Source organism: Halomonas salipaludis, from assembly GCF_002286975.1.
Taxonomy (GTDB): Bacteria; Pseudomonadota; Gammaproteobacteria; order Pseudomonadales; family Halomonadaceae; genus Franzmannia; species Franzmannia salipaludis.
Genome location: NZ_NSKB01000012.1, coordinates 51,312 through 66,707 on the forward strand (window position 1 = coordinate 51,312; position 15,396 = coordinate 66,707).

Sequence of the window (15,396 nt, forward strand, 5' to 3'; positions counted from 1 at the left end):
TCGTGACCAATGTCGTGCCCCCAGACTAGAGCCCCGGCCACACCGCGAGCAGTGCTATTTCATGCCTCTGGCAAGGTGTTCTGGCAATGCAGCGTCGGCCGTTGTAACGGTTCCTTGCCAGCCACTGGCAGCCGTGATGCTGCGCCGCCGCTGCGGTCGAAACCCCTGACACCCCGTAACGAAAGCCTTACAGCTCACGGCAGCATCGCGCCGCTGGCGAGCCGCCATGCCACCCACGCCAGGATCATCGCGATCAGTGCGTCGATGATCTGCCATACGCGGGGGCTGGCCAGACGCGGGGCCAGCCAGCCTGCAGCAGCTACCAGCCCGAAGAACCAGCCGAACGAGGCCAAAGCGGCGCCGATGAAGAAACCCAGCGGGCTCGGCTGCACCGCGCCGATGGCGCCCAGCAGTACCAGGGTCTCCAGATAGACCTGCGGGTTGAGCAGGGTTACCGCCAGGGTCGCCGCCAGCGCAGCACGCCAGGAACCCTGGGAGCCCGTGCCGGCCACCAGTGCATTGCTGAGCATCGCGCGGCGCAGTGCCAGCCACGCCTGCCAGGCAAGAAACGCCGCTCCCGCCCAGCGCGCCACCTCCATCAGCAGCGCCTGCTGGGCAATCAATGCCCCTAGCCCCAGCACTCCCAGGCCAATTAACAGCCAGTCACACAGCGCACACACCCCGGCCACCAGCCAGGCATGCTCACGACGTAGCCCCTGCTGCAGCACGAAAGCATTCTGGGCGCCGATGGCGACGATCAGGCCGGCACAAATCAGTAGTCCATGGGTGAGGGAAATCAGCACGCGCAACTCCTCTTGGCAGCATCGATTGGAAGATCGTGCCGAGCAGGCTACGCTGTGCGCTAAAATTAATGAAATTACTAAAGCAACTGAGTGATTAGAAATAATGATGAGCGAATCGACCGCCACGGCGCGCCAAGATGCTCGACTATAAGCTGCTCGCGGCGCTGGCTGCGGTGGTCGACCAGGCCGGCTTCGAGCGCGGCGCGCGCCAGCTCGGCCTGACCCAGTCGGCGGTATCCCAGCGCATCAAACTGCTCGAGGCCCGCCTCGGACAGCCGGTACTGATGCGCAGCCCGCGCCTGGCGCCGACGCCACTCGGTCAGCGCCTGCTCAACCATGTGCAACAGGTGCGGCTGCTCGAACACGACCTGCTCGATGAGGTCCCGGCACTGGGCAGCGGCGATGAGCCGCGGCTGCGCCTGGCCATCAACGCCGATAGCCTGGCGACCTGGTGGCCGGAGGCCGTGGGCCGCTTCAGCGACCGGCATCGGGTGCTGTTCGAACTGGTAGTGGAAGATCAGGAGGTCGCGCTCAAGCGCATGCGCGACGGCGAGGTCGCCGGCTGCATCTGTGACTCACCGCGCCCGGTGCAGGGGGCACGCAGCCACGCGCTGGGCAGCATGCGCTACCGTGCGCTGGCAAGCCCGGCCTTCATTGCCCGTTATTTTCCCAATGGCATGACAGCGGCGGCGCTCAAACGCGCCCCGGCGCTGGTATTTGGGCCCGATGATCGGCTCCAGCATCGCTTCCTGGCGATGTACGGCGTCGAACCACCGTTCCCCTATCACCTGTGCCCGTCATCACAGGGCTTCGTCGGGCTGGCCCTGGCCGGTCTCGGCTGGGGGATGGTACCGGAGCGTCAGGCCGCTCGCGAACTCGGCGATGGGAGCCTACAAGAGATCGACCCCAGCGGCCATCTGGCCGATGGCCGACTAGTGGATCTCTCACCGCAGCGGGTCGTCGACATCCCACTCTACTGGCATCACTGGCGTCAGGGTGGCCAGGTGCTGGATGCCCTGACCGATCACCTGCTGTCGCTCAGCGATAGCTGGCTGGTGCCGCCGGACGCCACGCCCGGCGGCTGACGCGCTCAGGCGGCTACGCTGCCGTGGGGGTCGATGACGAATTTCTTCGCCACGCCACCATCGAAATCGGCATAGCCCTGCGGCGCGTCGTCCAGCGAGATCACCTGAACGTTGACCGCCTGGGCAATATGCACCCGCTCGAACAGGATCGCCTGCATCAGCTGGCGATGGTACTTCATTACCGGGCACTGGCCGGTGTGGAAGGAGTGCGACTTGGCCCAGCCCAGGCCCAGGCGCATCGACAGATTGCCGTGCTGGGCATCGGCGCTCTCGGCCCCAGGGTCCTCGGTGACGTAGAGCCCGGGAATGCCGATCTGGCCGCCGGCACGGGTGATGTCCATGCAGGCGTTGAGTACCGCAGCGGGCTGCTCATGAGAGTGATCGTGACCGTGGCAACGCGCCTCGAAGCCCACCGCATCCACCGCACAGTCGACCTCGCGATCACCGAGAATCGGTTCGAGCATGTCGGCCATCGGCGTATCCTGGCGCAGATCGAGGGTCTCGCAGCCGAAGCTTTCGGCCTGGGCCAGGCGCTCTGGGTTCATGTCGCCGACCACCACGCAGGCCGCCCCCAGCAACTGCGCCGAGACCGCCGCCGCCAGGCCTACCGGGCCGGCACCGGCAATGTAGACGGTACTGCCCGGCCCCACTCCGGCGGTCACGCAGCCGTGGAAACCGGTGGGGAAGATATCCGAGAGCAGCGTCAGGTCGCCGATCTTGTCCATGGCGAGCTCGCGGTCGGGGAACTTGAGCAGATTGAAGTCGGCGTAGGGCACCATCACGTACTCGGTCTGGCCACCGACCCAGCCGCCCATGTCGACATAGCCGTAGGCCGCCCCGGGGCGCGCCGGATTGACGTTGAGACAGATGCCGGTCTTGCCCTCCTTGCAGTTGCGGCAACGACCGCAGGCAATATTGAACGGCACCGAGACGATATCGCCGACCGCGACGAACTCCACGTCTCGGCCACACTCGATCACCTCGCCGGTGATCTCATGGCCCAGCACCAGTCCCTGTGGCGCAGTGGTGCGGCCGCGCACCATATGCTGGTCACTGCCGCAGATATTGGTGGTGATTACCCTGAGAATCACCCCGTGCTCGCACTTGCGCTTGCCCAGCGCCAGTTCGGGAAAGGGAATGGCCTGGACCTCGACCTTGCCGGGGCCCATGTAGACCACCCCGCGATTGGCTTGACTCATGGCTGGCGTCCTTCACTTGTGGTGTTGTTGGCGCCTACAGCCTAGTCGAGCCAGCCTGGTCGAACGTCTCAGGTGAGGCATCGACATGCCTGAAAGAGACATGCGCCGAGTTCACTGCCCGCCGGCGGAGTTACCACGCCGGTTGTCGATCGTCTATGCTCAGTAAACACCTCGTCGCAAGCCTAACAAGATGTCACCGCACGCCCTGCCGTCACCCTAGCCAATGCCCGGAGAGTCCACGCTAACGGAACAGGAGACTGCCATGACCAGCGACCCCCGCATCGGCCCCGTCCCGCTCCCCGACACCCGCGCCCGTCGCGTCGTCGAGCAGTTGCTGGAGGGCTCCGGCGTGACCCTCAACGGCAGCGCCGACTGGGACATTCAGGTGCACCATCCCGATCTCTTCTCGCGGGTGCTCCACCAGGGCACCCTGGGGCTCGGCGAGGCCTACATGGATGGCTGGTGGGAGTGCCCGCGCATCGACGAGATGGCCTGCCGGCTGCTGATGCACGGGCTCGGCGAACGCGCCCATACGCCCTCCGAACGGCTGATGTACCGCCTGCAGACCGGCTTCTTCAATCTGCAGAGCAAGGCGCGGGCGTATATCGTCGGCGAAGCGCACTACGACCTCGGCAATGATCTGTTCGAGCGCATGCTCGACCCCACCATGTGCTACTCCTGTGGCTACTGGAAGCGCGCCGACTCTCTGCACCAGGCTCAGCTCGACAAGCTCGACCTGGCGGCGCGCAAGCTCGAGCTAGAGCCCGGCATGCGGGTGCTCGACATCGGCTGCGGCTGGGGTAGCTTTGCCGAATACGCTGCCCACCACTACCGCGCCGAGGTGACCGGCATTACCATCTCCCACGAGCAGGCGGCGCTGGCCCGCGAACGCTGTGACGGCTTGCCGGTAGAGATCCTGCTGCAGGACTACCGCGACCTCGACGGCCGCTTCGACCGTATCGTCTCGATCGGCATGTTCGAGCACGTCGGCCACCGCAACTATGCCACCTACTTCAAGACCGTGGAGCGCCTGCTCGAGCCCGACGGCCTGTTCCTGCTGCATACCATCGGCTCCAACAGCTCCGACATCACCGCCGACCCCTGGGTCAACAAGTACATCTTCCCCAACGGTGTGCTGCCCTCGGCGATGCATATCGCACGGGCTGCCGAAGGGCACCTGCTGCTCGAGGACTGGCAGAATTTCGGCGCCGACTACGACCCCACCCTGATGGCCTGGCTGGCCAACATAGACGCCAACTGGCACCAGATCGCCGACGTCTACGGCGAGCGCATTAGGCGCATGTTCCGCTACTATCTCTCGGTGTGCGCCGGTGCCTTTCGCGCCCGCGACCTGCAGCTCTGGCAGCTGGTGTTCTCGCGCGGGCGTGCCGGGCGCTACGACGCCCCGCGCTAACCGAGCCATGACAAAGCGTCACGCCCTGTAGTCAATCGCTTACATCCTTTGCAGGGTGACGCCTCCTCATGCTTAGGCGTATATTTGCCTGCTTATATAATGAGGTGCCCAACACCCGACGAACAACAAGAAACACCAACGCAGCGGAACGCCTAGCCAGGAGGCCAACCATGCCTGCCGATGACAGCGTGCTGCCCGAGACCATGGAGAGTCTCGCGCAGCTCAAGGCCATGACCGAACGTATCCCCGGCATGATCTTCCAACTCTTTCGCAGCACCAGCGGCCAGCTGCGCTTTCCCTATCTGGCCGGCAATGCCACCCTGGTCCGCGCAGGCGAGCGCCGCCTGCTCGCCGACGATGCCAGCTATGCTTTCGCACGTATTCACGCCGAGGATTTTCCACGCCTGATGGCCGCCATCGAGCGCTCGGCCAAGTCGCTGACGCCGCTGGCCAATCAGTTTCGGCTCTATCAGCCGTGTGGCGAGGTTCGCTGGATCTCGGTGCGTGCCCAGCCCGAATGGCGCGGAGACGGCACGCTATGGCATGGCCTGATGATGGATGTCAGCGAGCAGGTCGCCCATGAGGCGCATCTGCGCGAACTCTCCGATACCGACGAACTCACCGGCCTGGCCAATCGCCGCAAGTTGATGTGCCGCCTGGACGAGGAGATCTCCTCCGCACGCCGCCACGGCTCGCCGCTATCGCTGATGCTGATCGATCTCGACCACTTCAAGGGTATCAACGACACTTGGGGACACTTGCAGGGCGACCAGGTGCTCGAGGACCTGGCAAGACTCTGTGAGCAGCAGCTGCGTGAGGAGGACATCCCCGCGCGGCTGGGCGGTGAAGAGTTCGCCGTGATCCTGCCGCTGACGCCGCTATCGCACTGCCTACCGCTTGCCGAGCGCCTGCGCGAGGCGATTGCCCTCCACGACTTCGGGTTTGGTGCGGGGCGCGTCACGGCCAGCATCGGCATCGCCGAGTACCGTCTCGGCGAGCCCCGCGAGGCCTTTATCGAACGCGCCGACCGCCGGCTCTATCGCGCCAAGCACCAGGGCCGCAATCAGGTACTGAGCCAGCCCTGACCCACCCTTTCAGCGCCGCCGACACATTTCCGCAGGGTGACGCAGCTGAGCCAGCAGGTAGGCCTTGAGCTCGGCATCCACGCCCTGCTCGTCGAGCGCCGTTGCCATGCACAAAAGCCAAGCGTCGCGCTCCTCGGGGCCGATATCCAAGTGACGATGCGCCCCCGGGATGCTGATCGGCCCGAAACGCTCGCGATAGCGCTTGGGACCGCCCATCCAGCCGATCAGAAAGGTGGTCAGCTTGTCCCGCGCCTCGCCGAGATCGGCGGGATGCATGGCGCGAATCCGCTGCGCCTCGGGCAGCCGCTGCATCGCCGCATAGAAGCGCCCGACGAGTGCGGCCACCGCCGCCTCGCCGCCCAGCGCCTGCAGGGTACTGTCGCCAACGCCGTAGATTCGTGCCGTATCGCTCATCCTACGTCTCCTCGCTGACCGGCTCGCTGACATGGATGCCGAACAGGCTGGCTTCGCCGGCGCTGCGACCGAGCTGCTCGGGTGCGACGCTGCGGCCGTCGCGGACCATGACATGACCGCCCTGGCCCTGAACACCGCCGATCACGCTGCCCACCAGGTAGGTGGGGAAGATTGCCGGGTCGTTCTCGTAGTTGGGATTGTGGATCAGGCCGATCATCTGGAAACGCCCGCGGGTGTTGCGCAGCGACTCCAGCGAGTCCTGAATCAGCCGCCGGTGGGAGAGCTTGGAGAACAGGCCGTCGAGCAGGATCACGCTCTCGCGGCTGTTGCGCGCCCGCCGCTTGTGGTGGCCGGGCAGTTCGCGCAGCTCGCGCTCGATGGCGAACTCCGAGAGCTTGACCAGCCACATCAGCGATACCGCCTCGCGCTGGCCCTCGGACATGTCCTCGTTGAGCGAGAACAGCCGACCGTGGGGACGGATGGCGTCGTGCTTGAGGCGAATCGCTACGTCGTGGAACAACCCGCGGTAGATGCGCCGGCGAATCTGGCGCAGCAGGTCGTCGTCGCGGCGCCGTGCATCGCCGTCGGGCATGCCACCGTCGCGCTCGGCGCGGCGCTTCTGCGCCAACTGGTGCTCGTCGATGTCCGCCAGCAGGGTGGTGATCAGCTCGCGCAGCGGCTCGCCGTCGATCAGCGACGCCTTGACCTCGAAATAGGCGCCGCCCTCGCCGTGGCTGCGCGCCACGCGCTTGAGGATATCCAGGTTGCCGGCGGCGTCGGCGATGATCGAGCTCAACCGCTCGACCAGGGTGCCTTCGATCTGCTCGCGTGAGGCATGCAGCCGCTCGACACGCTGGCGATGCTCGCCGAGCTGAGCGTCGAGCTGGTCGTGCAGCGCCGCCAGATCGGCCAAGGCCGCTGCACTGACGCCCTTCAATGCCGCCAGCCGCGCGCGCTCGGTATCGCTGAAGGCACGGCTCTGGGCAGCCGCCTCCAGCGCCTCGGCCAGGCGCCGTTCGAGGGCACGCACCGCCTTGTCCTGGCGCTCGCGGTCGCGCGCCCGTTCACCCAGGTTGAGATCATCAAGCGCATCGATCAGGGTCTGCTGGCAGGCCTCCAGCGCCGCCGGATCGGGCAGCGCCGCCTCACTGCCTGCCAGCCGCCACCAGTCGTCCAGCGCTGCCTGACGCGGCGCCTGGTCGGGGTCGTCGAGGGGCCAGGCGCACTGCGGCTCGGCCTCTGCCAGCCGCTGCCCCCAGCCGCTGGGCAGCTCGCGGACCACCGCCAGCCACGCCAGGGCCAGATGGTCGACCCACTCCATGGCCCGGCGCTGGACGCCGAGCCGCTCGCTGACGCTGTCACGCTCCTCGCGCTTGGCCTTGAGCTGCTCACGGCACTCGCCGCGCTCGCGCTTGACCCGAGCGATCTCGCGCTCGAGTTTCTGCCCGCCGCCACCGGCGTCGCGCACGTCGAGGTAGGCGCGGATCCGCGTGAACGAGAAGTCGGCGCGGCGGTTGGCCGTGGCCAACTGCGTCTCGAGCTGCTCCTGCACCTCGGCGGCGGTCTCGATAAAGGCCACGCCACCCTCGGCCTCGAACTCGGCCAGGGCGCGCAGCCGGTCGCGTTCGCCATCGGCGAATAGCCCGCGCTGCTCGGCGTCGAGTTCGCTGAGACGGCGCTCGAGGGTCTCGCGCTGGGCCTCGGCGTCATGCAGTCGCTCGCCGACCTCGGCCTGGCGTTCGGCCAGGGCATCGAGGCGCGCCTCCAGCGCTGCGAGCCGCTCCGCGCCACCGGCGTTGGCAAACTGCTCCGCCGCCAGCCAGGTCTCGCCATGGCGCTCCAGCGCCTGCTGCGCATCGACCAGTTGCGGGCGTTGCTCGGCCAGTTCGCTCTCGGCCGCCAGTGCCGCCTCGGCGGCGGCCTCCAGGGCCAGCTCACCACCGGCTTCCAGGTAGCGCTGGTAGTCGTCGATGCAGCTCAGCGCGGCGTCGCTGAGGCGCGGCGCCAGCGCCGCCTGGCGCTCGGCCAACGCGGCCTGCTCGGCACCCAGCGCCTCCAGCGCATCGACCACTCCGGCCTCATCGGCCTGCCTGGCGCGTACCGCCAGGGCGTAGGCCTCGCCGTGGGGATCGAGACGCCGGCATTCGACCTCGAGTGCCACCTGGCGCTCGCGGTCGGCGGCCAGGCGCCGCTCGGTGGCCTGACGCAGCTCGTCCAGGTAGCGCGGGTCGAGGGCCGCCTTGACCGCCAGCGTCTCGACGCCCTGTACCGCACCAAGCGGCGAGCGGCCGGCCTCCAGCCGCGTCGTCAGGGCCCCGGCTTCGAGTACCGGCAGCGCCAGGCCGGCGTCGACCAACAGGCCGGCGACGTCTTCGGCATTGGCCTCGCCCTCGACCACCGGCGCGAACAGCACCCCGGCGGCCTGGGCCAGCCACTCGCGGCGCCGGGCCTCGGGCCAATGCGCGGCGTTGAGCACTTCGTGCAGCGGCTGCCAGGCGATCTCCTCGCGCTGCAGCAGGCGCTCGGCCTCGGCTTCCACCGCACGGCGTTCGAGTGGGTCGCCGCTCAGGCTCTCCAGATAGCGCTGGCGCTCGGCAATGGCGCTATCCAGCGACTCCGCCTCGCTGAGCAGTCGCGGGTAGCGGCGCTGGGCATCGCGCAGCCAGTCCGCCGGGGCCAGTTCGCTGCGTTCGGCGAAGCTCAGCCGCGCCTGATGCAGCTCGCGCAGCTCGGCCTCGCGCTGGGCGAGGCGGTGCTCGGTATCCGCCAGTTCACGCTCGCGCTCGCGCAGGCGGCTACGCAGGTGCACCGGTTCGTCATCGCCGTGCAGCTCGGCGTAGCGCCGCGCCGCCTCGGCCAGCGGTGCCAGCCGCGCCTGCTCGCGGCGGGCATCCTGCTGGCGCTGCTCGGCGTCGCGGCAGCGGGTCTCGAGTTCGGCCAGCTGGGTCTTGCGCCGCGACCAGAAACCGCGCGGCTCCTCCTCCGGCCAGCCCTCGACGAAGGCCTGCCACGGCCCTTGACCCTGGCTGAGCAGGCCCTGCTCGCCGGCCAGGCGCTGCTGCTCGTCGCGCAGGGTGGCCGCCTCTTCGCGCAGCTCGCGGCACTGCTCGAGCAGCGGTTGGCGCTGCTGCTCGGCGGCCTCGCGGGCCTCCTCGATCAGCGCCTCGCGCTCGTGCTTCTCGGCCAGGCGCTCGGCGGGCACTTCATGGGGGTGACGCTGGCGGAACTCGGCGTGCCAGGCGGCGACCTGCTTGAGCTCGCCGCTGCGACCCAGATGCGCGTTGAGGGCGCGGCGCGCCTCATCGGCCTCGCGGCGGCTGGCCTCGGCGGTGTGTTCCGGCGCCTCCAGCTCGGCCTCGCTGAACAGGCCGTCGGCGAGCGCCTGGGTATAGAAACTCTGGTTGTCGACGAACTCGCGCTGCTGCCCCTCGAGGCGCTCACGGTCGTGCTCGAGGCCCTCGAGCTGCTGCTCGAGGCCGTCGAGGTCATGGCCTAGCTCATCGAGGTAGGTGCGGTCGGCGATCACCTCTTCGCGGAAGCGGTTGCCGTCCAGCGCTTCGAAGGCATCGGCCGCGCTGTCCAGCGCCTCCAGCGCACGGTGGCGCGCGCTGTCGTCGTTGAAACTCAGCGTCTCTGCCAGCCAGTCGCGGGCGGCGGCAAAGGTCACGTGGCCCAGGTCGCGGGCACTCAGCCACTCGGCATCGGGCAAGTGAATCAGCCGGCGGTGGGCATCGACCCGCGCGCCGCGCTCGGAGAGCGCCTGGCGGACGCTGCGCTCGCTGGCGCCGCTGAGCCGTGCCAGTAGCCAGGTCGAGACCCGCGGCCGGCCGGTGTCGCCCACCGCCCAGGCCAAGCCCGCCAGGGGCGCGGCATCGACGTCGGCGTCGGACGGCTGCCGCGGCAGCCCCGGCAGGCCGGCCAGGGCCTGGCCGCCAAGCAGGCGCTCGAGGCTGGCCAGCCCCTCGTCGAGGCGCTCGCGGGCTTCGCGGGCCTCGAGCAGCGCCGCGCCGTCGGCACTCAGCGTCGCCAGGTTGGCCACCTTGTCGGCAGTGCGACGCTGGTCGCTCTCGGCTTCGTCGAGGCGATGGCGCAGCTCGGTGATATGGGTGCCGGAGTTGAGGATCACCTCCTCGATCAGCTCCTCGCTCTCGTCGGTCTCGCCGCGGGTCGCGCCGGAGAGGATCTCCGGCGCCAGCACCTCGAAGAAGAACGCCTGGTCGGCCTTCTCGCCGCCGCGCGGCTTGATGGCGTTGAAGATCTGGCTCTTGTCGGCGCCGCCCTCCTTCTGGAAGGCGGCCAGCTGCGCCAGCTCACGGCGCGACACATGGGCACCCACCGCGTCCAGCCACTCCTCGCGGTTGTGGGTCAGGCGCACGTTGCGGCTTGCCATGGCGGTCTTGATATCGCTGTTGGCGTACAGCGCCAGCATGCCGTCGGCGGTCAGGTGGTGGACCGGGATGTCCTCGAGCCGCCCGGGGTAGTGGTAGAACGACAGGCCACTGCCGTCGCTGTAGCCATAGAAGCCGAACACGAAGGTCTCGCCGGCGACCTCTTCGCCGGCGGCGGCGAGCATGTCCTCCTGGCGCTCGCCGCCGCTGCGAGAGCGAAACTCGACGCGCAGATGGCTCCAGCTGCGCCCCTGGCCGGCGACGGTCGATGGCGAGCACTTGCGTCGCGTGCGCGAGATCAGCGTGCGGTCCCGCGACAGCAGACCGATCAGCGCCTCGGCGAGGGTGGTCTTGCCGAAGCCGTTCTCCATGCTGATGGCGCTGGACTGGCCGCGCAGGTCGAGCAGCAGGTGACGCATCTTGGCGTCCCACGGCGAGGCGATGTCGCCGTGCTTGTTGAGCAGGTTGGCGACTTCGATACGGTTGATCACGCTCATGCGTCGGCCTCCTGGTGGGCGGCTTGTGGCATTTCCGCTGAGGCCTCGTCGGCCAGGCGCCCCTCGGCCAGCGACTGCAGGTGGCCGAGCTGGTGCAGGCCGACCTGCTCGCTCTCCAGGGCGCCGAGCAACGTCTGCTGCCAGATATCGCCGCCGGCCTCGTCGCCCTCCTCGACCAGCGTTTCCCGCGGCGACTCGAGCAGCCCGGCGCGAGCCTGCAGGTCGATGAAGGCGCGCACCCGGCGGTTGAGGTCCTCGCCGCGTTCATCGAGCAGCGCGCGGCTGGCCTCCGGCGCCGCCTCACCCAGGCTGCGCAGCGCCTCGAGCTGCTCGCGCAGCAGGTCTAGCAGCTCGTTGCTGGCGAAGGTCGCCTCCTGGTAGCGGCTGACATCGGACAGCGCACGGTTGTAGCGGGTATAGAGCAGGGTATGCATCAACAGCCACAGCTGCAGGTACCACTGGGCCAGCTCGGCGCGGCTCTCCTGGCGCAGCTTGAGGGCCTCGAACACCGGCTCGCGGGTGTACAGCGGCGGCTGCTCGAGATCCGGGTCGGGCAACAGCGCGTAGTAGCGCGAGCCCGGCGCAATGCCCGGATAATCGCCGGACTCGAAGGCCTTGAGACGCAGCCCCTGGCCAGCCAGGAAGTCGCGCAGCGCCTCGCGCTCGAGATCGCTGGCATCATCGATCAGCGCGCAGACATCGCGCTCGGAGAGCTGCCCCTCGCGGGCGGCACGCCGCTTACGGCCGCTGCCCGGGGCGCGTTCGGCACTGCGGTAGCGCAGCAGGTAGGCGACCACTTCGCCCATTTCACTCATGTTCATTGCGGATCATCCTGATCGGAGAGGCGCAGTGACGGGGTCACTGCGCCGCGGACACATCGGCCGTCAGCGAGGGTCAGCTCGAACGGCGTGGCGTCGATGCCCACCGCCAGGCGGTCATCGAGCAGTTGGGTATCGACGAAGGTGTTGAGCAGCTGGGCCAGGCAGTCGCCCTCTTCGAAGCGGTGCCAGCCCTCGGCCAGCGCCGCCGGCAGCGACAGCGGCTCGCGCTGGATGCGCTGGCGCAGCGCCGGGCCACGGGCCTCGAGGAAGCGCGCCAGCAGCGGGTCCTCGGGGGCCGCGTCGTGCTGCTCGTCGAACACCAGGGCGGCGTGGCTGGTCTCGGCACGGCGCGACTCCAGCAGCGGAATCAGCGGCGCCATGCGCGGCACCGCGACCTGCACGTGCAGCGGCATCAGCCGCGCCACCAGCGCCTGCTGTAGCGCCGCCGGCGGGGCGCTATTGAGCAGTCCGCGGGCCAGGTCGGCGAAGTCGACCACGCCCATCGACTGGATGCGCCCCTCGGCGATATCGGCGAGCAGCTCGGCGAGGCGCCGCGAGAGGTTCTCGATGGCGGTCAGCACCCGGCCGATGGCGCTGGACAGCATGCGCAGGTCCCACTCCTCGCCGCTGGCCGCCTGCTCGGCCTCACGCCACTCGGCGAAGCGTTCCATCAGCCGCGGTGCGGTGAGCTGGGCGCGGGCGTCAAGCAGGGTACGCTGAATGCTCGACAGCGCGTTGTGATAGTGGCGCTGGTTGTCGAGCAGTGCCGCCAGCTTGCCTTCGCGGGTGGGATTCTCGCGCACCCGGCGCAGCTCCTGGGTCAGCCCGCGGATCGCCAGCAGGATCTGGTTGGTGATATCCGGCACCCGGGCGAAGTCGCCGCGGGCCAGCGCCGCCAGCACCTTGGCGGCGTCGTATTCGGAGTACAGCAGGTCCTCGACCTGGCTGGCCAGGGTCACCGCCTGGCGGCCGCTGGCGGTCAGCCGCACCTGGCCGGTCTGGCCCTGCTTTTCGATCAGCGCGGTGCGCTTGGTGCTGCGCGAGGCGCGCGCGGCGCTATCCTCGACGCCGAGTTGGCGAAAGTGCAGCTCGCTGGGAGTGGCCAGCAGGTTGATGACGAAGCTGAGGTCGTCGTGGGGCAGGTCCGGGTAGGTTTCGCGCAGCTGCGCCAGGCAGCGGCTCTGCGAGACGAAGGCGCTGTTGGTGGCAAAGTCGACATCGAGCAGGTAGTCGAGCAGCAGGCAGCCGAGGTCCAGCCAGTAGCCGTCGCGCAGCCCGCGGCGGCTCTCCTGGCTGACCTGCACGAACGGCGAGCCGGGCTCGTGGCCGCTGTCGTGCAGGTCGATTAGCCGCGTGGTGGCGACGAGTAGCTTGCTCCAGGCGGTCATGGGTCTTCCCTGAGGGCAAAGCCACCATTATGCCAAGGAGTGCCCCTCCAGGTCATGGACGATTATGGAAAACCCGAACGGTAGAGACCAACCCGGGGCTGATCCGGCGGCAAGCCTACGAGGAGGCGCTGTAAACCCATCCCTGGGCGCTACCTTGCGCCATCCATGGCGCAAACCTCCTCTTCGACTTGCCCCCGGCGCCCCTCACGTGTCAGGCCGTAGTCGCTTGTGGCATCAGCGCTAGCACCCAGCCGAGTTGTGCAAAGCCGAGGCGCGCCCAGCGGTGTAGGATAGAGGCTTTGGCCATACAGGGAGGCTCGCCATGCCCCGCGATTCACTCGACACCACGCTCAAGCAGGTCTTCGGCTACGACGACTTTCGTCCCGGCCAGCGCCAGGTGGTCGAGGCGCTGGTGGCAGGCCGCTCGGCGGCGGCGATCTTTCCCACCGGCTCCGGCAAGTCGCTGTGCTACCAGCTGCCGGCGCTGCACCTGCCGCACCTGACGCTGGTGGTGTCGCCGCTGCTGGCGCTGATGCAGGACCAGCTCGACTTCCTGGCCCGCCACGGCATCGCCGCCGCCAGCATCGACTCGCGCCAGAGCCGCGAGGAGGCCAGCGCGGTGATGGACGGCGTGCGCCGCGGCGAGATTCGCGTGCTGATGATCTCGGTGGAGCGCCTCAAGAATGAGCGCTTCCGCGGCTTCCTGCGCCAGGTGCCGGTGTCGCTGCTGGTGGTCGACGAGGCCCACTGCCTCTCGGAATGGGGCCACAACTTCCGCCCCGACTACCTCAAGCTGCCCGACTACCAGCGCGAGTTCGGCATTCCCCAGGCGCTGCTGCTCACCGCCACCGCCACGCCGCGGGTGATCGAGGACATGCGCGCCAGCTTCGCCATCGACGCCGAGGACGTCACCCTGACCGGCTTCTATCGCCCCAATCTCAACCTGCTGGTCGAGCCGGTGGCCGCCGAGCAGCGCGCCCGCGCCCTGCGCGACTGGCTGCGTCCGCGCCTGGAAGGCCCCTCGCCGCAGCCGAGCATCGTCTACGTCACCCTGCAGAAACGTGCCGAGCAGCTCGCCGCCTACCTCAGCAAGGCCGGCATCGACGCCCGCGCCTACCACGCGGGCATGCAGAGTGAGGCCCGCGACGCCCTGCAACAGGCGTTCATGGCCGGCGAGGTCAACTGCATCGTTGCCACCATCGCTTTCGGCATGGGCATCGACAAGGCCAATATCCGCAACGTGGTGCACGTCGACCTGCCCAAGTCGATCGAGAACTACAGCCAGGAGATCGGTCGCGCCGGGCGCGACGGCCAGCCCTCCGACTGCCTGATGCTGGGCGGTCGCGACGCCCTGGCGGCACTCGAGAACTTCGTTTACGGCGACACCCCGGAGCGCGACGGCATCCTGCGGGTGCTGGAGGTGATTCGCGAGGCGGCGCCCCACGGCCAGTGGGAGCTCACCCTGAATGCCCTCTCGCAGCACAGCAATATCCGCCCGCTGCCGCTCAAGACGCTGCTGGTGCAGCTCGAGCTGCGCGGGGTGATTGCGCCACGCTACGCCTACTTCGCCGAGTACCGCTTTCAGTACCGGCTCGAGCCCGAGGCGCTGATCGAGCGCTTCAGCGGCGAGCGGCGCGACTTCGTCGCCGCCATCGTCGAGGCGGCACCGCGCGCCAAGACCTGGTGCAGCCTGGACCTCGACGCGCTCAACCGACTGGGCGCCGAGCGCGGCCTCGATGTGGCCCGGCCGCGGGTGATCCGGGCGCTGGAGTACTTCAACGACCAGGGCTGGATCGCGCTGGAGAGCAAGCAGATGACCGAGGTCTATGCGATCACCCAGCCGGATCTCGACGTGCAGGCCCTGGCCGACGCGCTGTTCGACTACTTCCGCGACAAGGAGCGCGCCGAGATCGCCAGGCTCGAGGCGATGCTGGCGCTGTTCGAATCCGACCAGTGCCTCAGCCGCCGGCTCGCCGAGTACTTTGGCGATGCCCACGCGCCGCAGCAATGCGGCCACTGCTCGGCCTGTCGCGGCCAGGTCGCACGGTTGCCCGGCGGCGAGGCGCCAGCACCGCTGGACGCCCAGCAGGTGGCGACGCTGTGCCAGCCGCTGCTCAACCGCATCGCCGAGAGCGCCGATGCACCGGCACCCAGCGTCGATCTGCTGACCCGCTTCCTGACCGGCCTCACCACACCGCTGCTGACCAAACTCAAGGCACGCCAGCTCGATGGCTTCGCCGCCCTGGAGGCGTGGCCCTACGCCGAGGTACGCGAGGCGCTTGGCCAGCAGTTCGATGGCTGA

At 68.6% G+C, this 15,396-nt stretch carries 10 protein-coding genes; 4 read left to right on the top strand and 6 right to left on the bottom strand.

All coding sequences use genetic code 11. From position 1 onward, the window contains the following. Positions 1–194: 194 nt before the first annotated feature. Positions 195–803, bottom strand: coding sequence for a LysE/ArgO family amino acid transporter (locus CK498_RS23480; protein ID WP_095623273.1), 609 nt, complete (start codon positions 801–803; stop codon positions 195–197). 137 nt (positions 804–940) lie between these two features. Between CK498_RS23480 and CK498_RS23485 the strand changes: the two genes are divergently transcribed. After that, a complete protein-coding gene (locus CK498_RS23485; protein ID WP_095623274.1) occupies positions 941–1,888 on the top strand; it encodes a LysR family transcriptional regulator ArgP in 948 nt (315 codons plus the stop codon). A gap of 5 nt (positions 1,889–1,893) precedes the next feature. Here the strand turns inward: CK498_RS23485 and fdhA are convergent, their stop codons facing one another. Further along, on the bottom strand, positions 1,894–3,087 hold the full coding sequence (fdhA, locus tag CK498_RS23490; RefSeq protein ID WP_095623275.1) for a formaldehyde dehydrogenase, glutathione-independent: 1,194 nt from the start codon (positions 3,085–3,087) through the stop codon (positions 1,894–1,896). Positions 3,088–3,349: 262 nt separating this feature from the next. On the opposite strand from fdhA, the gene cfa reads away from it, so the two are divergent. Both cfa and CK498_RS23500 read left to right on the top strand, forming a co-directional pair. Further along, the gene (gene cfa / locus CK498_RS23495; RefSeq protein ID WP_095623276.1) at positions 3,350–4,501 is read left to right on the top strand and encodes a cyclopropane fatty acyl phospholipid synthase; all 1,152 of its coding nucleotides are present in this window, start codon (positions 3,350–3,352) and stop codon (positions 4,499–4,501) included. A gap of 170 nt (positions 4,502–4,671) precedes the next feature. Beyond that, positions 4,672–5,586: a sensor domain-containing diguanylate cyclase gene (locus CK498_RS23500; RefSeq protein WP_095623277.1), complete on the top strand. Its 915-nt coding sequence runs from the start codon at positions 4,672–4,674 to the stop codon at positions 5,584–5,586. A gap of 9 nt (positions 5,587–5,595) precedes the next feature. On the opposite strand, the gene CK498_RS23505 is transcribed toward CK498_RS23500, so the two are convergent. From CK498_RS23505 to CK498_RS23520, 4 genes are read right to left on the bottom strand one after another with little or no spacing between them, the layout of a single operon-like run. Beyond that, positions 5,596–6,000, bottom strand: coding sequence for a group II truncated hemoglobin (locus CK498_RS23505; protein WP_176475889.1), 405 nt, complete (start codon positions 5,998–6,000; stop codon positions 5,596–5,598). Position 6,001: 1 nt separating this feature from the next. Further along, entirely contained in the window at positions 6,002–10,885 is a 4,884-nt protein-coding gene (locus CK498_RS23510) for a coiled-coil domain-containing protein (protein WP_095623279.1), read from the bottom strand. Then, positions 10,882–11,706 (bottom strand): hypothetical protein, encoded by an 825-nt coding sequence (locus CK498_RS23515; protein ID WP_095623280.1) that lies wholly within the window; start codon positions 11,704–11,706, stop codon positions 10,882–10,884. Before CK498_RS23515 ends, CK498_RS23510 begins: the two co-directional genes overlap by 4 nt. Next, positions 11,703–13,094: a hypothetical protein gene (locus tag CK498_RS23520; protein ID WP_095623281.1), complete on the bottom strand. Its 1,392-nt coding sequence runs from the start codon at positions 13,092–13,094 to the stop codon at positions 11,703–11,705. Before CK498_RS23520 ends, CK498_RS23515 begins: the two co-directional genes overlap by 4 nt. Positions 13,095–13,416: 322 nt before the next feature. Here CK498_RS23520 and CK498_RS23525 point away from each other — a divergent pair, with 322 nt between their 5' ends. Continuing rightward, on the top strand, positions 13,417–15,396 hold the full coding sequence (locus CK498_RS23525) for a RecQ family ATP-dependent DNA helicase (protein WP_095623282.1): 1,980 nt from the start codon (positions 13,417–13,419) through the stop codon (positions 15,394–15,396).

What these genes read in the sequence shown, in the direction of transcription:
- CK498_RS23485 (WP_095623274.1), top strand. Translation starts at nt 941, where the DNA reads ATGCTCGACTATAAGCTGCTCGCGGCGCTGGCTGCGGTGGTCGACCAG.
- fdhA (WP_095623275.1), bottom strand. Translation starts at nt 3,087, where the DNA reads ATGAGTCAAGCCAATCGCGGGGTGGTCTACATGGGCCCCGGCAAGGTC.
- cfa (WP_095623276.1), top strand. Translation starts at nt 3,350, where the DNA reads ATGACCAGCGACCCCCGCATCGGCCCCGTCCCGCTCCCCGACACCCGC.
- CK498_RS23500 (WP_095623277.1), top strand. Translation starts at nt 4,672, where the DNA reads ATGCCTGCCGATGACAGCGTGCTGCCCGAGACCATGGAGAGTCTCGCG.
- CK498_RS23505 (WP_176475889.1), bottom strand. Translation starts at nt 6,000, where the DNA reads ATGAGCGATACGGCACGAATCTACGGCGTTGGCGACAGTACCCTGCAG.
- CK498_RS23510 (WP_095623279.1), bottom strand. Translation starts at nt 10,885, where the DNA reads ATGAGCGTGATCAACCGTATCGAAGTCGCCAACCTGCTCAACAAGCAC.
- CK498_RS23515 (WP_095623280.1), bottom strand. Translation starts at nt 11,706, where the DNA reads ATGAACATGAGTGAAATGGGCGAAGTGGTCGCCTACCTGCTGCGCTAC.
- CK498_RS23520 (WP_095623281.1), bottom strand. Translation starts at nt 13,094, where the DNA reads ATGACCGCCTGGAGCAAGCTACTCGTCGCCACCACGCGGCTAATCGAC.
- CK498_RS23525 (WP_095623282.1), top strand. Translation starts at nt 13,417, where the DNA reads ATGCCCCGCGATTCACTCGACACCACGCTCAAGCAGGTCTTCGGCTAC.